Raw genomic sequence first — 19,582 nt, forward strand, 5'->3', positions numbered from 1 at the left:
ATGAGCCAGTTCGCTACCTACCCCAGCCTGATCGATCGCCATGTCTTCGTCAGCGGCGGCGCCACCGGCATCGGCGCCGCCTTCGTCGAGCACTTCGCGCGCCAGGGCAGCCGCGTGACTTTCGTCGACATCGACCGCGAGCACGCCGAGGCGCTCGCGCAGAGCCTGGCTGGCGAACGCCACGCGCCGCGCTTCCTGCCCTGCGACATCACCGATCTCGATGCGCTGCAGGCGTCGATCGCCGCCGCGCGCGAAGCGCACGGCCCGGTTGCCGTGCTGGTGAACAATGCCGCCAATGACGTGCGCCATACCTTCGGCGATACCACTGGCGAGCAGTTCGACCGCAGCATCGCCATCAACCTGCGCCACCAGTATTTCGCCACCCAGGCCGTGCGCGAGGACATGCGCGCACTTGGCGGCGGCTCGGTGATCTGCCTGGGCTCCACCGGCTGGATGAAAAAGAACGCCGGCTATCCGATCTATGCGATGGCCAAGTCGGCAGTGCACGGCCTGGTCAACGGCCTGGCGCGCGAGCTCGGCCACGATCGCATCCGCATCAACGCGCTGGTGCCGGGCTGGGTGATCACCGAGAAGCAGCGCCGCCTGTGGCTGGACGCGGCGGGCGAAGAAGAAATCAAGCGCGTGCAGTGCCTGCCCGGTTATCTGATGGCCGAGGACCTGGCGCGCGCCGCGCTGTTCCTCGGCGCGGACGACAGCCGCATGTGCACCGGCCAGTCCTTCCTGGTGGACGGCGGCTGGGTATGAACGCGCGCGTCGTCCACCACCCTGCCAATACGCTGGGCGAGGGCATCCTGTGGTGCGAACGCGAGCAGGCGCTGTACTGGACCGACATCCAGGCCGCGACCTTGTGGCGGCACCGGCCGGCCGACGGCGCGACGCGCAGTTGGGAGATGCCCGAACGCCTCGGCTGCCTGGCGCTGTGCGAAGCCGATGGCTGGCTGTTGCTCGGGCTCGCCACGCGCCTGGCGTTCTTCCGTCCGGAAGACGACCTGCTGCTGCCGCTCGTCTCGGTGGAACCGGACCTGCCCACCCGCCTCAACGACGGCGCCTGCGATCGCCAGGGCCGTTTCGTGTTCGGCACCCTGCACGAGCCCGCCGCCGGCGAGACGCGCCAACCGATCGGTGCGTTCTACCGCCTCAACGCGGACCTCACGCTGGAGCGGCTTAATCTGCCGGGGATCGGCATCAGCAACAGCGTCGCCTTCAGTCCCGACGGCCGCACCATGTATTTCTGCGACTCGCCCTCCCGTGTGATCCAGTGCTGCGACTACGGCGACCGCTGCGGCGAGCCGCGCGTGTTCGCCCGCGTGGACGACGAGCGCGGCGAGCCGGACGGCTCGGCGGTGGATGCGCAGGGCTGTCTGTGGAATGCGCAATGGGGCCTGGGCCGCGTGGTGCGCTACGCGCCGGACGGCCGGGTCGACCGCATCGTCGAGGTGCCGGCCACGCAACCTACCCGTCCGGCCTTCGGCGATTCGCCGCTGGACACGCTTTACATCACCAGCGCACGCGATGGCCTGTCCAGCGCGGCGTTGGCGACGCAACCGCTGGCCGGCGCGCTGTTCGCGGCGGACGCCGGCGCGAGCGGCCTGCCCGAACCGCGTTTCCGCGGAGCGCCGCCCGGTTTCGGGCGCTCCTCCTGATCCATCGTTCGCTCTCATCCATCGGCGGTTCACCCTTCACGCCAGCGAGGTCGTCAGTTCCATGAACTCCCAAGCCATCGCCACACCCACCGCCCACGTCAAGGGCACCGTGATCTATACCTGCGTGCTCGCCGCGCTGGCCGGCCTGATGTTCGGGCTGGATATCGGCGTGATCTCCGGCGCCTCGCAGTTCATCAAGGCAGAGTTCGCCATCAGCGACCACACCATCGAGTGGATCGTCAGCTCCATGATGTTCGGCGCCGCGGTAGGCGCACTGGGCGCCGGCTGGCTGTCCTCGCACCTGGGCCGCAAGCGTTCGCTGATCCTGGGCGCGATCCTGTTCGTGATCGGCTCGCTGCTGTGCGGGCTGGCCTGGTCGCCGGAAACCCTGATCGCCGCGCGCGTGATCCTGGGCCTGGCCATCGGCATCGCCACCTTCACCGCGCCGCTGTACCTGGCCGAAGTGGCGCCGGAGCATATCCGCGGCGCGATGATCTCCACCTACCAGCTGATGATCACCATCGGCATCCTGGTCGCCTTCCTCTCCGACACCGCGCTCAGCTACCACGGTGCCTGGCGCTGGATGCTCGGCGTCATCGCCATTCCCGGCGCATTGTTCCTGCTCGGCGTGCTCGGCCTGCCCGACAGCCCGCGCTGGCTGATGATGCGCGGCCGCCGCGACGAAGCGATCGACGTGCTGCGCCGCCTGCGCGGCGACGAGGTGGTGGTGGCGCGCGAGGCCGCCGACATCGAGGAGCAGCTCAAGACCCCGCAGCGCGGCTGGGACCTGTTCGCGGAAAACCCCAATTTCCGCCGCTCGGTGTTCCTGGGCGCGCTGCTGCAGATCATGCAGCAGTTCACCGGCATGAACGTGGTGATGTACTACGCGCCGCGCATCTTCCAGGAAATGGGCTACGACACGGCCGCGCAGATGTGGTTCACCGCCCTGGTCGGCCTGACCAACGTGCTGGCCACCTTCATTGCCATCGCCCTGATCGACCGCTGGGGCCGCAAGCCCATCCTCTACACCGGCTTCGCCGTGATGGCGGTGGGCCTGGGCGTGGTGGGCGCGCTGATGAACGGCGGCATCAACGGCCAGACCGAGCAGTACACCTGCGTGGCGATGCTGCTGTTCTTCATCGTCGGCTTCGCCATGTCCGCCGGCCCGCTGGTGTGGACGCTGTGCTCGGAGATCCAGCCTTTGAAGGGCCGCGACTTCGGCATCGGCGTCTCCACCTTCACCAACTGGATCACCAACATGGTGGTCGGCTTCACCTTCCTCAGCCTGCTCAACACCATCGGCAACGCTTCGACGTTCTGGCTGTATGCCGCGCTCAATGCGGTGTTCATCGTGCTGACGTTCTGGCTGGTGCCGGAAACGAAGGGCGTGACGCTGGAGCAGATCGAGCGGAACCTGATGGCTGGCAAGCGGCTGCGCGACATCGGCCGGTAACGTTTCGACCGGCCCCTCTCCCGCCGGGAGAGGGGTTGGGGCGAGGGTACGGGCGGAGTGGTGCGCCTCACTCCGCCCGTACCCTCATCCGGCTGCCGCCACCTTCTCCCGAAGGGAGAAGGATTCCAGTCTGGGATTCGATACAAGCACGATCGCTACGTGCAGTAGTCAAAGCGAGGCCGGACCTACCGGCCCGCGCGCACCACGCCTTCACCCACACGCCACCAACTCATCCGGAGAGAACGTCATGCATCGCATCCGTTCCTGGTGGTCCTGTGTACTCAGCGTGTGCCTGTTCGCCTGCATCGGCTCCGCCCACGCGGCAACCGGCACCGTCCTGCAAGGCAGCACCCTCTACCCGCGCGTGGTACGGCTCGAACACGGCCCTGCCAACACCTACGGCCGCCTTATCGCCAGCACCAACGGCATCATCTTCCAGAGCAATGACAACGGCGCCAGCTGGAACCTGCTCGGCCCGGTGCCCACCGCGCCCGGCAGCAGCGAGCGCTGCTGCGCCACGCTGTACGAGCTGCCGCAGCAGGTGGGCTCGCTGGCAGCCGGCACGCTGATCTCCGCCGGCTCCTATTTCTCGGGCGGCAACCCGGCGGTGGAGGTCTACATCAGCACCAACCAGGGCGTGTCGTGGACTTACCACAGCACACCCGCGCTTGCCGCCGACAACAACCATGGCGGCTTGTGGGAACCGGAATTCAGCGTAGCCAGCGACGGCGCGCTGGTGATGTTCTGGTCCGACGAGACCGACCCGTGCTGCAGCCAGAAGCTCGCGCAGATCCGCAGCTACAACGGCAGCACCTGGCAGGACCGGACCGACACCATCCGCAGCACCATCCAGGGCGACCGCCCCGGCATGATCACGGTAAGCAAGTTGCCCAACGGGCATTACTTCATGAGCAACGAGCTGTGCGGACCGGCGGCCTGCACGGTGTTCTCGCGCACCTCCACCGACGGCTGGAACTACGGCGACCCCACCAACATGGGCACGCGGGTGCAGACTGCCGCCGGCCAGTATCTTGAGCACGCTCCGCTCAACCGCTGGAGCCCGTCGGTGCTGTCGGCCAACGGCGCGATCCTGCTGGTCGGCCAGGTGATGTACGAGTCCAACGGCAACGTGTCCGCCTCCAACGGCAAGGTGCTGTTCGCCAACACCAACGTGGACGGCAGCGGCAACTGGTACACCATCGCCGCGCCGGTGCAGGTGCCGGGCGCGTACGACAACTACTGTCCCAACTATTCCTCGGCCCTGCTGCCGGCGGCCGATGGCTCCAGCATCCTGGAACTGGCCTCGGACTACCTCAACGGCGGCTGCATCGTGTACTTCGCCAGCGAACCGTGGAACCGCCTGCCCGCGGACGGCTCGACGCATGCGTTGCAAAGCGTTCAAGCGCCAGCGCTGTGCCTGGACAACACCGGCTGGTCCACCGCCAACAACACCAGCGCGGAACTGTGGGATTGCAACAACCTGTCCGTGCAGAACTGGACCGTGCATGCCAAGGGCGGCGGCTGGTTCAGCATCCAGAACCAGGCGACCGGATTGTGCGTGGACAATACCGGCGGCAGTACATCGCCCGGCAATCTCGTCACCTTGTGGGGCTGCGCCAACAACGCCAACCAGAACTGGCAGTTCATGGACCTGGGCAACGGCAGCTACAAGCTGCTGAACCAGGCCTCGGGTTCGCTGATCCTGGACGACCCGGCCGGCTCGACCACGCATGGAACACAGCTGCAGCTATGGACCGATAACGGCCTGGCGCCGCAGCAGTGGATCCTGCACTGAACCATCGACGTAGGTTGGGGTCAGCCCCAACATCGCCATGCCATATCGGTGCGTGGCACGTTGGGGTTCGCTGCGCTCACCCCAACCTACGCCGCTAACCGTAGGTTGGGGTGAGCCGAAGGCGAACCCCAACATCGCCACGCCATGTCGGTGCACGGCACATTGAGGTTCGCTGCGGCCAATGATTCACCGGCTGTAAGTCAGCGTCCCATACCCCAGCTGATCGAACCCGCCACTGTTCGGCCCGTAATCCCCACCGCCACCCTCCGGCCGTACCTTCGCCGCGAACTCCGCCACCGCCGGCGACTTCAAGCCCTTCAGCACCACGTAGTGGTTGTAGATCAACTCCCACACCGGCCGTGTATTGCCACGGGACGCGGGGGAAATCCCAGGCTGGGTGACATCGCTGTTGCTGTAGCTGATGTAAGGCACGTCCTGGCCCAGGTTGTAGCGCGCAGCATATTCGGCACCTTTGAGCACGCGGTTGTCGTCATAGCCGAACAGATCGTCGCTCTGGTTCCAGGCCATCTGGCAGAACGCGCCCAGCAGCGCGACGTCGAGCATCGAGTGACCCTGGTCGCGGCCGCTTTCCTGCAACTGGCCCAACCCACCGCCATGGAGCTTCCATACCGCATGCTCGATCGCGCCATTGCCGGCGCCGTGGCGGAAGTAGTTCACCGCCTCCCGATAGATGTCGTGGCGATCGGTCAGCACGCCGATGGCGAGCATGCTGCTCATATTGGCCAGGTCCCAGTTGGCCCAGTAGTGATCGACCCGGGCGCCGTTGTGGCGCACCAGGAAATCGTGGTTCATGGGATAGAACACGCTCAGCATCATGTGCTGGAAGCGCGCGACGTCCGCCGGTTTCCAGCCCTTGTAGCCGCGCAGCATCTCGGCGGCGTTCGCCAGCTGGTAACCGTAGATGCCCGAGGCCAGGAAACGATCGGAGTTGCCGCCGATGCCGGTGAGCGTCGCGCCCCAGGCGTTTAACACCTGCACCGCCCTGTCCGCATAGGCCGCATCGCCCGAGACCTTCCAGCGCAGCGCCAGCGCGTACGCCGCGGCGGCATCGTTGAACAGCACGGAGTAGTTCTCCGGATGCGCGCCGTCGCGCCCCCGGTACACCATGCTTTGCGCGCGCGGCTGCCAGCCCAGCGAGGCATGGCGGTTGTCGACCAACCGTTGCCAGCCCGCACTCCACGGCTGCGCACCCTGCGCCACCTTGGTGTGCATGCGCGTGAAATCCTGCCCGGTATGCAGCAGGCCAGGATGCACGAAGGTCGAGCCTTCGGCGCTCGCCGCACCGGCGCCGCAGACCGCGAGCGCCGCCATCATCAGGCGCGCGACCAGCGTCGGCGCGCGCTTACCACCGGACTTCCAATACCGCATCTTTCCAGACCTTCAAAGCGCGACCACTGCGCGGACGCTTTGTAACCGAGGCCGGGCAAGGCGCGCAGCCGTACGGATCGCAAAAGCGGCGATGCATCACACAGGCAAATTCTTTCGAGACCCGATGCGTGCGCTCTAACGGCTGTGGCGCTTCAAGCTCTCTTCCCTCCGTTCGCTCCGGAGGGAAGAGAACCATGCAGCGACGGATTTACTCGGTGGTATCCACCTTCACTTCCACTCGCCGATTCGGCGCGAGGCAGGCGATCAGTTCCGATCGCTTGCCATCCGGGCAGTCCTTCACCTGATCCGCCTTGCCGAATCCTTCGGCAGTCACCACGCCCGCCGGCACGCCCGAGCGCACCAGTTCGGCCTTCACCGACTCGGCGCGCCGCTGCGACAGGTTCTGGTTGTAGGCGTCGCCACCGAGCCGGTCGGTGTAGCCGGCGATGCGCACCGAGCGCAGCTTGTCGCCCTGCCCGCGCAACTCCGCGGCCAGGTCGTCCACCGTGCGGCGGCCTTCCGGCGACAGCTCGGCCTTGTCGAACGCGAACAGCGCATCGGCAGACAGCACGCGCGGCTTGCCCGCCGCGGGCGCGGCCGCAACCGGCGCCGCCGGCTTGGGCTCGTCCAGCAGCGCCGCGCAGGACTCCGGCTTCCAGTAGAAGCTGCGCGCGAGCTTGTTCTCGTCGAACAGCACCTTGTACTGGCACACCGTCACTTCGTCGCTGCCGGGCTTGCGGAAGTTGAACAGGTAGTTCCACTCGCGCACGCCCCACACGCCTTCGCTGAAGTGCGGATAGCCGATCAGGTCCGACACCTGCGGCTTGTTGAGGCCGGCCTTCATCTGCCGGAGGTTGGCCAGGTTGGGGAAGGTGCCGCCCTTGTGCATGGGCGTGGTCGCGCCCGGCTCCGGCCACACCATCTGGCTGGCCGAACCGCCGTCCCTGGCGATGTCGTGGCTGACGTTGCCGCAGGCGGCCAGTGCGAGCACGAGCGAGGCGACGGCGATGTGCTTGATGGAATTACGCATGGATTTGGCTCCTTGGATATCGCTCATGGTCATGCCCGCCCTCACCACACCACGCCCGCACCGACGCCCGCGCCGGTATCGCCGCGCGAGTTGGTGGTGGCGTTGAGCTTGAACACGTAGCGGCCGCTCTCGGTGATGGTGGACACGCCGACGGCGACGCCGGACTCGCCGTGGAAGGTGCCTACCGCCACGGCCGCCGAGCTCTGGTTCGGCTGGTAGGCCTGCGGCAGGCTGGCCATCGCCATCGCCGAGGCGATGCCCGCGTTGGCGCGGTTGCCGATGCGGTTGAGGTCGCGGTCGACCGTCTGGAAGCGCTGGTCGACGTAGTCCTTCGACCAGTTCTTCGCACTCTCGATCGCCTCGTTGAGCTGCCCCACGTTGACTGCGTCGGTGGCGTTGGTGCCGGCTGCCACGTTGGTGATGGTGCGTTCGTTGCCCACCGAGCCCACCGACACCGTATTGGCGGTATTCGCCACCGAGTTGGCGCCGATCGCCACGCTGTTGTCGGCGGTGGCGGTCGAGCCCGCGCCCACCGCGGTGGAGTTGCTGCCGGTAGCGGTGGCGTTCTTGGTGTTGTCGACGCTGGTCTGATAGGTGTTGATGGTGGTGCCGTTACCCGGCCCCTGTGAGGGCAGGTTGTTCACCGTGGTGGTGAGGTTCTGCAGGCTGGTGTACAGCTGTTGCAGGGTCTGGTTGGTGGCGTACAGCTGCGAGCCGTTGATCGCATCCGTGCTGCTCCCGCTGATGCGGCCCGCCGCAACATTGGTCAACGTGCGCTCGGCACCGACCGCGCCGACGCTGACCGTCGAGACCGGCGTAGTACCGGCGAAGTTGTACGTGGTGCCTGCCAGCGTGGTGCTGGCCGTACCGACCGCCGCATCCGTCACCGAACCCGCACCCAGGGCCACGCTGCCGGCGAACGCCGCCTGCGTACCCGCGCCCAGCGCCATCGCCTGGATGCCGTTGGAGGTGGCATTGGTACCCAGCGCCACGCCGTCGGCCAGGTTCACCGTGGCGTTCTGGCCGATCGCCGTGCCGCCCGGAGCGGTCTGCTGCACGATCGCGCCGTTGCCGATGCCCACGCCGTTGTCGCCATTGACCGTGGTCTGCGGACCGACCGCCACCGATTCCGCACCCGCCGCCAACGAATCGCTCGCCGTGGAATTGGCGTGGAAGTACTTGATCGGCGTCACCGAGAACGAACTCATCGCGCCCTTCAGCTGGCGCAAGGTCACCGCGTCCTGGTCCAGCGTGCCGTCCGCCACATTGGTGATCTGGCGGAAGTCGGTGGTATTGCCCACCGATACCGCGCCGAGCAGGTTGCGGTCGGTGGTGTTGTACGGGATCACATTGGTGCCGACCAGGATCGAGCCGGAAGTCGGCGCGATCGCGCGATCGGACACCGCCCCCGAACCCAGCGCCACGCCGCCCAGCACCGAGACGCCGGTGTTCTGGCCCAGCGCCGTGCCGGATGCTGCCGTGGCGCTGGCGCCGACGCCGGCGGCCAGTGCATTGGCCCCCGTCGCGCCGTTGTTGGCGTAGTTGCCGCCCTGGGTGCCGCCGTCGTTGACGCTGTAGTAGTGGGTGGCATTGGCAGTGACGGTGCTGCTGAGGTTCTCCACCGCCTGGTTGGTGGCAAACAGCTGCGAGCCGTTGACGGCATCCGTGCTGCCGCCATTGACCTGCCCGGCCGCCACATTGGTGATGGTGCGTTCGGCGCCGGGGGCACCGACGCTCACCGTGCTGGTCGGCGTCGCGCCGGCATAGGTGTAGGTGTTGCCGTCGATGGTGCCGCTACCGGTCTGCACCACCGTACCCGTGGTGCTGCCCGCGCCCAGCGCCACGTCACCCACGTTGGCGCCCGCGGTGGCACCGTTGCCGATCGATACCGCATCGGTGGTGGTGGCATTGGACACCGGGCCGATCGCCACGCTGTTGGTGCCGGTGGGCTGCGAATCGGCCAGGGTCGAGTTGGCGTGGAAATACTTGATGCCCGCGCCGTCCACCACGCCGCTGATCTGGTTGAAGATCTGCTGCAGCGAGCTGTAGGTATTGCCGGCATAGGTGATGCTGGTGTTGAGCGTGCCGGTGGTCGGATCGTAGGTGGTGCTGCCGCCGTAGCTGTTGGCGATCGAGTCGCCCAGGTTGGTCACCGTGTTGCCCACGGTGTTCAAGGCCTGGTTGGTCTGGAACAGCTGCGAGCCGTTGATCGCGTCCGTGCTGCTGCCGCTGATGCGGCCGGCGGCGACATTGGTGACGGTGCGCTCGTTGCCGACGCTGCCCACGCTGACCGTGCTGGTCGGGTTGGTGCCGGCGAAGGCATAGGTGGTGCCGTTGATGACGGTGTTGGCCGTGCCCACCGCGGCCGTGGTGGTCGAGCCCGAACCCAGCGCCACGTCATTGGCATTGTTCGCCGTCGCCGCGTTGCCGAACGCCACCGCACCGGCCGCCAGCGCGCTGCTGGCATTGCCCAGGGCCACCGAACCGACGCCCTGCGCATTGTTGCCGTTGCCCAGCGCCACCGCGCCATTGCCGTTGACCGTGTTGTTGGCACCCATGCCCACCGCACCGGTGCCGGAGACCGTATTCGGATCGCCGATCGCCACGGCGCCGTCGCCGTTCACGGTCTGGCCTTCGCCGATCGCCACCGCGCCGGTGCCGCTCTGCACCTGCGAGTTATGGCCCATGGCGACCGAGCCCACGCCCGCTGCCAGCGTGCCGGGGCCGGACGCGACCGAGTTGACGCCCGTCGCACCGTTGTTGGCGTAGTTGGACTGCTGCGTGCCGCCGTCGTTGACGCTGTAGTAGTGGATCGCGTTGGCGACGACGCTGGTGTTGAGCGCGTCGATGGCCTGGGTGGCGGCGTACAGCTGCGAGCCGTTGATCGCATCCGTGCTGCCGCCGCTGATCCGTCCCGCCGCAACGTTGGTGATGGTGCGCTCGGCACCCGGTGCGCCCACGCTCACCGTCGAACCGGGCGTAGTACCGGTGAAGTTGTAAGTCGTGCCGGCAATCGCATAGCTGGCCGTGCCTACCGCCGCGTCGGTCACCGAACCGGCGCCCAACGCCACGCTGCCGGCGAACGCCGCCTGCGTGCCCGCGCCCAGTGCCATCGCCTGGATGCCGTTGGAGGTGGCATTGGTGCCCAGTGCCACGCCATCGGCCAGGTTCACCGTGGCGGTCTGGCCGATCGCCGTGCCGCCAGGAGCGGTCTGCTGCACGATCGCGCCGTTGCCCAGGCCGATGCCGTTGTCGCCGTTCACCGTGGTCTGCGGACCGATGGCGACGGATTCCGCACCGATCGCGGCCGAGTCGGTCGCCGCGGAGTTGGCATGGAAGTACTTGATCGGCGTCACCGAGAACGAACTCATCGCGCCCTTCAGCTGGCGCAGGCTCACCGCATCCTGGTCCTGCGTGCCGTCCGCCAGGTTGGTGATCTGGCGAAAGTCGGTGGCGTTGCCCACCGATACCGCGCCGAGCAGGTTGCGATCCGTGGTGTTGTACGGGATCACATTGGTGCCGACGATGATCGAGCCGGAGGCCGGCGCGATCGCGCGATCGGACACCGCTCCCGCGCCCAACGCGACACCGCCCAGAATCGACACACCCGTGCCCTGGCCCAGCGAGGTGCTGCGGTCTGCCGTGGCGGTGGAACCGACACCCGCGGCCAGTGCGTTGACGCCGGTGGCCCCGTTGTTGGCGTAGTTGCCGCCCTGCGTGCCGTTGTCGTTGACGCTGTAGTAATGCGTGGCACCTGCGGCCACCACGTTGCTCAGGTTGTCCACCGCCTGGTTGGTGGCATACAGCTGCGAGCCGTTGATCGCGTCCGTGCTGTTGCCGTTGATGCGGCCCGCGGCGACATTGGTGACGGTGCGCTCGGCGCCGACCGAACCCACGCTCACCGTGGAATCGGGTCCGGTGCCGGCGAAGGTGTAGGTATTGCCGGCGATCGTGTAGCTGCCCGTACCAACCGCCACGTCCGTCACGCTGCCGGAACCCAACGCCACATCATTACCGTGCACCGCGTTGGCGCCATTGCCCAGCGCCACGCCGCCGTTGACCTGCACGGTGCTGCCGTTGCCAAGGGCGATGGAGCCGGCGCCCACCGCGCTATTGCCGCTGCCGATCGCCACGGCACCCGTGCCGTTGGCCGTATTGTTCGAACCGACCGTGACGGCACCGGTGCCGGTCGCGGAATTCGGATCGCCGATTGCCACCGCGCCATCGCCATTGACCGTCTGGCTCTCGCCCAGCGCCACGGCACCGGTGCCGCCCAGCACCTGCGAGTTGCGACCACCGGCGATGGAGCCGGTGCCGGCGGTGGCGGCGACCGTGTTCGAATCGCCAAAGGCCACGGTCGATGCCGCCAGCGCCTGCGAGAGATTGCCGATTGCGGTCGCATTCGCCGCGGCGGCCTTCGCGCCGGGACCGACCGCCGCAGCATTCGCAGCGGATGCCGTGGCGAATTCGCCAAGCGCAACGCTATTGGTGGCACTGGCGCTGGAGAAGGCGCCAACCGCCGTGGAACCGCTGGCTCCCGATGCCGAGGAGTTGACGCCGATCGCAATACTGCTGGTCGCCGACGCCGCGGTGTTGGTGCCGAGCGCTATGGCATCGCCGCCCGACGAGTTCGCCTGGTAGCCCTGCGCCACGCCCTGGCTGCCCGATGCGGCAGCCCCGACACCCGCCGCCATCGAATTGGATCCGGTGGCACCGTTGTTGAGATAGTTGCCGCCCTGCGTGCCGCCGTCATTCACGCTGTAGTAGTGAATGGGCGTGCTGGACGCCGCGAGGGAGTTCACCGCCTGCGTCACCGCATACAGCTGCGAACCGTTGATCACATCCGTGCTGTTCTGCCCGATGCGGCCGGCGGCGACGTTGGTGATGGTGCGCTCGCTGCCGGCGGCGCCAACGCTGACGGTGCGGGTCGGTGATGTGCCTGCGAAGTTGTAGGTCGTGCCGGCGATGGTGTAGCTGGCCGTACCGACCGCCGTGGTAGTGGTCGAACCCGAACCCAGCGCGACGTCGCCCGCGTTATTGGCCACTGCCGTATCGCCGAATGCCACCGCACCGGCAGCCAGCGCCTTGCTGGCATTGCCCAGCGCCACCGAGCCCTGGCCGATGGCCTGGTTGGTATTGCCGATCGCCACCGCACCAGCCGCCGCTGTCGTGCCGGCGGCGTCGCCGGCCGCAACGTTGTTTGCACCCATCGTCACGGCGCCGTTGCCGTTGGTGATATTCGGATCGCCGATCGCCACCGCGCCATTGCCGGTGACGACCTGGCCCTCACCCAGCGCGACGGCGCCGGTGCCGCCCTTCACTTGCGAGTTGTGGCCGGCGGCGATGGAACCGGTGCCCGAGGCGGCAGCGACCGTGTTGCTGTCGCCAAATGCCACCGTGGATGCCGCCAGCGCCTTGGACGCATTGCCTGCCGCAAAAGCATTGGCAGCACCCGCCGAGGTTCCATATCCGAGCGCCACGCCTTGGGCACCCGAAGCATTGGCCGCACCGCCCATCGCCACGGCATTGGCTGCTCCCGCACTCGCCTGCAAACCGACGGCAACCGCACTGGCCTGCGTTGCCGCAGCCAGAGTGCCCAACGCAACAGCATTGGTACCGGCCGAGTTCGACTGCAGACCCACGGCAATGGCGTTGGCCTGCGTCGCTGTCGATTGGCCGCCCACCGCAATGGCATTATTGCCCGATGCCGCAGCGCCTGCGGTCGCGTTGCCGCCAAGCGCGAGGGCCGCCGCGCCCGTCGCAGCAGCCTGCCGGCCAATAGCCGTCGCATTGGCTTGGCTCGCATTCGCCTGCAAGCCCATGCCGATGCCCTGGTCGCCGGCAACACTCACGTCCGTGCCGATCGCTACGGCGCCTTGCCCGGCTGCACCTACACCGACGGTACGCGCGCCGAGGTAGACCGCATTGAGGTTAGTCGCCAAAGCCTGCCAGCCGACTGCCGTCGCGTGGGTACCGCCAGTGATGGTCGAGCCCGAGCCAAGGGCAAGGGCGTTGTTCGAGTTGACGACAGCGGTCTGGTAGCCGACAGCGATGCTGTTCACCGAATTGGCGTCCACCGAACTGCCCGGCCCGAGCGCCATGGCATTGGTGGTTGAGGCCGCTGCACTGGTGCCGATAGCGATGGAGTTGCCGCCCGTAGCCGTTACGTCGGTACCCATGGCGATCGCACCGCCGGCCGTCGCGCCGGCCGAGCCGGTGCGTGCGCCGATATAGATCGAATTGATTGCGGTCGACAGCGCCTGGAAACCGAGAGAGACGCTGTTCTGTCCGGCCGAGTGCGAGTTGTAGCCCACCGCCAGGCCACCGAGCACGTCGGCATGCGCCAGCGAACCGAGCGCGGTGGCGCCGATGCCGCTGGCCGCGGAACTCAGGCCCATGCACGAAGCCGTGCTGTTATAGGCGTTGTAAGGCGCCCCGCTGCAATCCACCGTCTGCGCATGCGCCGGCAACACCCAAGCGCTCCCGCCCAACGCCGCCAGCCCGAGGAGAAGGCCGGCACTCAATCGATGCCGCGATCGATGGCGCACGGCGCCGTGCGCGCTGCCACCGGGATTGCTGGTGGCCAGCTCCGAAACCACCACGAGCTGGTTCAGCGCGCGGTTCCAGACTTTGCTGTGGATCTTGTTCATTACCATCTCCTCGTTCTTGCATCGGGCGGGGTGCGCAAGGAGCGGCGGCGAACCATGTTGCGGGCGCAAAGCGCTCCGGGCCCGGAGCCATCCAGGCTCCGCGCCGTCGGCGCGCTCGACGCGCGTATTCGGTTTTCCGCGGCCCCGTGTTATCCGCGCGCGGTATGCTCCGCGCGCGTCACGGCAACGGTCTCCGGAATCCGGACCGGATCAGTTGCTCAATCGGGTGGGGCGGCTCGGGGCCGCGGTGATGCGATGGGTTGGAGATTCCCCTGGAACAGCGGGCGCTGGTGTCGCTCCGACTCGACCAACGTCATGTCGATTACTCCTACGTCCTGACCATCTGGATGGATACGAATCCGTTGCGTATGCCGCTTCCCTCCATGGGAAGGCCCCCCTTTCCATCTCTCTTTGGCCTCACCGTTCCAAGCCGCGAAACTACGCGGCAACGGTGACTGCAAGACTGAAGCGCAAGCACTATCCATGAACTTCCGTGCAAGGCTTGATTGCGTTTTTCCACAGAGTGGTTTGCGATTTTCTTTTCACGCTGCGTGCCTTCCGCATCGTGCTCCGCGAGCAAAACCGCTGCACCACTGTCGCTCGGCAACACGCCCCCGCGACGCGAAGGAATGACTCCTCGCATCGACGATCTGCTGCCACTACGCGTTACGCGCGATGCCGCTTTTGAACTGCCCCCTGTAGCACTCCGCTCTGTGAGACCGTGCGCATCGCAGGCCTTTCTTCCGGAAAGGTACGAGGTGCAACGATCGGTTGGCATCGCCGGAAAATTTCAATGCGAATCGTCCGGTGACGCGCACGCGAGATTAGGTCAAGTATTGCGAAAGTTATAGGCGCGATTTTGTCGACTTGCGATGCACGTCACTCAATTTTCGTGCAATGCATAGTTGACGAACTTCTGCGTCATGCCTGGCATGACATTCGCCGAAAGCGCACTCACATAGATGACAGCTGTCTGATGGCCATTCTCATTTAGAGGTCCAAATGAAATGACACGCGCATCTCATATGCCGCGGCAGTCCGCCATGACTTCCGGCCTACATGAAGATTGAAATACAGCCGCAAAGGACGAGGGCTGCCAGGAAAAGACAGCCGCGTTTCAGGGGCACTCGCGCAGCGAGAAGATCCGCTCCATCGGCACCCACTTCTGCCCGGGCTTCGCCCACGGCAGGCGTTGCTGGAAGGTATCCATCAACGATTCCCACGCCTGCACGCGCGGGTTGGCGGCATCGGCGGCGGCCTTGGCGGCGCCGTCGAAGTCGTCCGTCACGTCCATCGCCAGCACCAGGCGATTCCTGGTCCGGAAAATCTCAAGGTCGAGTACGCCTGCTTCGCGGATCGAAGCGACGATCTCCGGCCAGATCTGCCCGGGGCGGTGCCAACGCTCATATTCGGCGATCGACTGCGGATCGTCGTGCAGGTCCAGTGCGAAATACATCCGCGGCACCTCAGCGCTCCACCGCACCGCGCAGGCGCGCGAACAGCAAGATCACCACGAAGCTCGCCGCCGGCACCAGCATGGCGCGCGAGATGCCCGCGGCGTCCGACACCGCGCCCATCGCCGCGGTCAGCACCGCGCCGCCGATGATGGTCATCACCAGCAGGGCCGAGCCAAGCTTGCGCTCGTCATCGCCGCGCCCTTCCACGCCCAGCGCGAAGATCGTCGGGTACATCACCGACATGAAGAAGCTGCAGGCCACCAGCGCACACGCACCGGCCACGCCCGGCACCGCCACCGCGAACACGGTCAGCGCCACGTTCACCGCCGCGAACAGCGCCAGCAACCGGCGCGGCGCGACATAGCGCATCAGCGCGCTGCCGGCAAAGCGCCCGGCCATGAAGCAGGCCAGCGACACCAGCATGTAGTTGGCCGCCAGCTTGGCCGGCGTACCGGGCATGGTCGCCTGCACGTAGCGGATCAGGTAACTCCATACGCCGACCTGCGCGCCCACATAGAAGAACTGCGCCGCCAGCGTGGCGAGGAAACGGCGATCGCCGAGCAGGCGCGCGAGCGCGCCGTGGTCGCGCGGCACGGCGCCCTCCTCCACCGCATGCACGGCGGGAAAACGCGTCAGCAGGATCAGCAGGCCCCAGGCCAGCACCACCAGGCCGATCGCCAGATAGGGCAATTGCACCGCCGCCGTCTCGTGCGCGACGAAGGCGGCGCGCTCTGCCGCGCTCAGCGCCGCCAGCTGCTCGGGCGTGTGCTCGACACCGGAGAAGATGAAATGCTGGCCGATCAGGATGCCGGTGATCGAACCCAGCGGATTGAACGCCTGTGCCAGGTTCAGCCGGCGCGCCGCGCTTTCGCGCGGCCCCAGCAACGTCACGAACGGGTTGGCGGAGGTCTCGAGGAAGGCAAGACCACTGGCGATCACGAACAGCGCGAACAGGAAGAAGCCGTAGGTGCCCTGCTGCGCCGCCGGCCAGAACAGCAGCGCGCCCAGCCCGTACAGCGCCAGCCCGAACACCACCGCACTCTTGTAGCCGAAGCGGCGCATATAGATGCCGGCCGGCATCGCCACCAGGAAGTAGCCCAGGTAGAACGCGCTCTGCACCAGGCCCGCCTGGAAGTCGTTCAGCACGAACGCCTTCTTGAACTGCGGGATCAGCACGTCGTTGAGGTTGTTGGCCACGCCCCACAGGAAGAACAGGCTGACGATCAATGCCAGCGGTAGCGGCGAGCGGCCCGCCGCCCGGGATGAGGACGCCGCCATCGGCGGCATTTCCGTTGTCGTCTGCAAACCGCCCACCCCGCTAGCTGTCGTCCCCGCAGGGACAAGTCGCGACTGATTGTGCAAATATGAACAGCAATTTCACCCGTAGCACAAGATGCAACGCAGCAACGCAGCCCCCGGCGCATGGCAAGGCACGGCGCGCTGAGGCAAGCTTGCCGGTCACGGAGGGGAACTGAAGCATGCCGAAGAAGAGCACACCCAAGTACCGCGCGCCGGCGCTGGACAAAGGCCTGGACATCCTGGAGCTGCTCGCCGGCTCGCACGTCCCGTTGAGCATCGCCGAAGTCTCCGAGGGTGTGGGCCGTTCGCGCGGCGAGATTTTCCGCATGCTGCAGGTGCTGGAAGAGCGCGACTACATCATGCGCGGCGAAGGCGACTCCGGTTACTCGATCACCCCGCGGCTGTTCCGCTTAGGGATGGAGCAGCCGCCGTTGAAGAGCGCGGTGGAAGCGGCCCTGCCGGTGATGCATCGCCTTGCCCACGCGGTGGACCAGTCCTGCCACCTGGTGGTGCCGTCGCGCGAGCAGATCGTGGTGATCGCGCGCATCGACCCGCCCGGCGAGATCGGCCTGGTGGTGCGCGTCGGCCACCGCCGCCCGATGTCGCAGGCGACTTCCGGCCATGTATTGCTGGCGTTCCAGACCGACGAAGTGCAGAAGCTGTGGCTGGACATGATCGCCGCGCACGAGCCGGAGCTGGATCGCAAGAAGCTGCTGCGGCACGCGACGCAGGTGCGTACTCACGGTTACGCCACCGCGGCGAGCCATATCGTCGACGGCGTGACCGACCTGTCCGCGCCGGTGCTGCAGCATGGCAGCGCGGTATGCGCGCTGACGGTGCCCTTCATCGAACGGCGCGCCTCGGCGATCAGCGAGAAGCTGACGCTGGAGCATCTGCGCCAGGCGGCGGCGGACATCTCCGATACGCTGCAGTATGGCGGCCCTTCCCGCGCCGATTGAACGCGTAGGTTGGGGTGAGCCGAAGGCGAACCCCAACGGACCTCACACGTGACCGCCACGTTGGGGTTCGCCTGCGGCTCACCCCAACCTACGCCAGTCGCCGCGCGTTAACGAACGCCAGCATGTCTTTTTCACGCCCTGCCACGCCGTCTATACCGACACTGGCGTACCTGACGCCGCCAGGAGCGCGCCATGCCTTCGTCCCTTCCGCGCTGGTGCATCGTGATCCCCTGCCACAACGAGGAACGCGCCATCGGCGGCGTGCTCAACGGTGCGCAACGGCTGGGCGTGCCGATCTGCGTAGTCGATGACGGCTCCACCGACGCGACCCACAAGATCGTCTCGCGCCACCCCGGCGTGACCTTGCTGCGCCACGATGGCCGCCACGGCAAGGGCGAGGCGCTGCGCACCGGCCTGCGCGCCGCGCGGCAGAGCGGTTTCGAAGCGGTGTTGACCATGGACGGCGACGGCCAGCACCAGGCCGACGATGTGCCGTACATGCTGGCGGCGGCCAAGCGCCATCCCGGCAGCCTGGTGATCGGCGCGCGCATGCTCGACACGGAACGCCAACCGCGCGCAAGGCACCTGGCCAACCGCGTGGCCGACTGGGGCATCTCCTGGGCCTGCGCGCGCGGCATCGCCGATACGCAGAGCGGCCAGCGCTGGTATCCGCCCGCCGTGCTCGAGATGGCCGACACCACCACCGAAGGCTTCGCCTACGAAGCATCGCTGCTGATCCGCGCCTGCCGCGAGGCCGGCGTCGACGTCGTCTCCGTGCCCATCCCCTCGCGCTACGGCGCGCAATTCCGCCACAGCCATTTCCGTCCGCTGCTGGACGTGGCCCGCATCACCTGGGCCACTTCAAGGCATCTGTTCGGCTATGGCCAGCTGCGCGAAAGCTATCGCCTGGCGCAGGAACGCCATGCCCTGGTCGAACACCACCGCGTACGCATGGCCGCCGACGGCGTCCATCTCAGCGCCGGCCTTCCCGGGGGACCCGGCTGACCAGCTCTTCGACGCTGGGCGTCTTCATGCCCAGCGTCTCGTGCAGGTGCTCCAACACCCGGCGGTTGCGCGCCGGCGTCTGGCTGGCGATGCCATCGCGCACCACCGCCACCTTGTAGCCATGCACGTGGGCATCCAGCGCCGTGGTAAGCACGCAGGCGTCACCCGCGATACCCGCCAGCACCAGCTCCTCCACCAGCAAGTGTTCGAGCAATGCCGGCAACTGGGTCCGGTAGAACGCCGAATGCCGCGACTTGAGCAGCCGCACGTCCCCTTGCCTGGGCATCAACGCATCGGCCGCTTCGCGCGAAACCGGGTGTCCGACTTCGCGGGTGTAGGCGATGACACCGTGCATATCCTCGTGCCAGCAATCGAAGTTGTCGTTGACAAAGACCACCGGCACACCCCAGCCGCGGAAGTGTTCGAGCAGCAGCACGAGCATGGGAATCACCGGCCGGAACTGCTCGGCCAGCGCGACACCGCCTTCGAAGCGGAAGTCGTTGAACACGTCGATGATCAGCAGCGCCTGGCGGTGGGGTTGGACCATGGCGGTCTCCGGGTGACGAGCGTGCGCACGGTGGCATTGGGGGGATCAATGGGGTGTGCAGAGGATGGCGGCTTCGCTCGCGCATGCACAAATGGTCAGGCCAAGTGGTGTGCTTCTTCTCGCATGCATAAGCGTTCCCCCTCGCCCCGCCCCCTCCCAGGGCGGGGCGAGGGGAAAGAGCTCGCGGCGCAGCCTGCGGCGTTCCGCTTGTGCGCTTTTGCTCTGGCTTTTGCTCTGGCTCTTGATCTTCAACCCCCTTGGCGCGGCGGTGAGGGCTGGACGATGAGGCCCCGAAGGGGGCGAGGACAGGAGTCCTCGCCTTTTTGACGGGACA

General features: G+C 67.0%; 12 protein-coding genes. 6 read left to right on the forward strand and 6 right to left on the reverse strand.

The features are described from left to right. The 4 genes from BM172_RS05585 to BM172_RS05600 all read left to right on the forward strand — a co-directional run bounded on the left by BM172_RS05585 (nt 1) and on the right by BM172_RS05600 (nt 4,912). Nucleotides 1-765 (forward strand): SDR family NAD(P)-dependent oxidoreductase, encoded by a 765-nt coding sequence (locus tag BM172_RS05585; RefSeq protein WP_051548957.1) that lies wholly within the window; start codon nt 1-3, stop codon nt 763-765. Further along, on the forward strand, nt 762-1,664 hold the full coding sequence (locus BM172_RS05590) for an SMP-30/gluconolactonase/LRE family protein (protein ID WP_026636328.1): 903 nt from the start codon (nt 762-764) through the stop codon (nt 1,662-1,664). Before BM172_RS05585 ends, BM172_RS05590 begins: the two co-directional genes overlap by 4 nt. A 61-nt stretch (nt 1,665-1,725) precedes the next feature. Further along, the gene (locus BM172_RS05595; RefSeq protein ID WP_035323785.1) at nt 1,726-3,117 is read left to right on the forward strand and encodes a sugar porter family MFS transporter; all 1,392 of its coding nucleotides are present in this window, start codon (nt 1,726-1,728) and stop codon (nt 3,115-3,117) included. Nucleotides 3,118-3,364: 247 nt separating this feature from the next. After that, a complete protein-coding gene (locus BM172_RS05600) occupies nt 3,365-4,912 on the forward strand; it encodes an RICIN domain-containing protein (RefSeq protein WP_051548956.1) in 1,548 nt (515 codons plus the stop codon). Between the two features lie 186 nt (nt 4,913-5,098). On the opposite strand, the gene BM172_RS05605 is transcribed toward BM172_RS05600, so the two are convergent. From BM172_RS05605 to fucP, 5 genes are all read right to left on the reverse strand, one after another. Next, nucleotides 5,099-6,301 (reverse strand): alginate lyase family protein, encoded by a 1,203-nt coding sequence (locus BM172_RS05605; protein ID WP_026636326.1) that lies wholly within the window; start codon nt 6,299-6,301, stop codon nt 5,099-5,101. Nucleotides 6,302-6,509: 208 nt separating this feature from the next. Then, nucleotides 6,510-7,331, reverse strand: coding sequence for an OmpA family protein (locus BM172_RS05610; protein WP_026636325.1), 822 nt, complete (start codon nt 7,329-7,331; stop codon nt 6,510-6,512). A 41-nt stretch (nt 7,332-7,372) separates the two neighbouring features. After that, entirely contained in the window at nt 7,373-13,981 is a 6,609-nt protein-coding gene (locus BM172_RS05615; protein ID WP_026636324.1) for an ESPR-type extended signal peptide-containing protein, read from the reverse strand. A 1,117-nt stretch (nt 13,982-15,098) separates the two neighbouring features. Further along, nucleotides 15,099-15,437: an L-rhamnose mutarotase gene (locus tag BM172_RS05620; protein ID WP_428844754.1), complete on the reverse strand. Its 339-nt coding sequence runs from the start codon at nt 15,435-15,437 to the stop codon at nt 15,099-15,101. Nucleotides 15,438-15,447: 10 nt separating this feature from the next. Next, on the reverse strand, nt 15,448-16,725 hold the full coding sequence (gene fucP, locus BM172_RS05625) for an L-fucose:H+ symporter permease (protein WP_090423548.1): 1,278 nt from the start codon (nt 16,723-16,725) through the stop codon (nt 15,448-15,450). Between the two features lie 191 nt (nt 16,726-16,916). Here fucP and BM172_RS05630 point away from each other — a divergent pair, with 191 nt between their 5' ends. Both BM172_RS05630 and BM172_RS05635 read left to right on the forward strand, forming a co-directional pair. Next, entirely contained in the window at nt 16,917-17,696 is a 780-nt protein-coding gene (locus BM172_RS05630; RefSeq protein WP_026636321.1) for an IclR family transcriptional regulator, read from the forward strand. Nucleotides 17,697-17,888: 192 nt separating this feature from the next. Further along, nucleotides 17,889-18,701, forward strand: coding sequence for a glycosyltransferase family 2 protein (locus tag BM172_RS05635; protein WP_026636320.1), 813 nt, complete (start codon nt 17,889-17,891; stop codon nt 18,699-18,701). Here the strand turns inward: BM172_RS05635 and BM172_RS05640 are convergent. After that, nucleotides 18,670-19,248, reverse strand: coding sequence for a cysteine hydrolase family protein (locus BM172_RS05640; RefSeq protein WP_051548954.1), 579 nt, complete (start codon nt 19,246-19,248; stop codon nt 18,670-18,672). The two genes, BM172_RS05635 and BM172_RS05640, sit on opposite strands and share 32 nt — an antisense overlap. Nucleotides 19,249-19,582 lie beyond the last annotated feature (334 nt).

The sequence above is a fragment of the Dyella marensis genome (assembly GCF_900112865.1).
Taxonomy (GTDB): Bacteria; Pseudomonadota; Gammaproteobacteria; order Xanthomonadales; family Rhodanobacteraceae; genus Dyella_D; species Dyella_D marensis_A.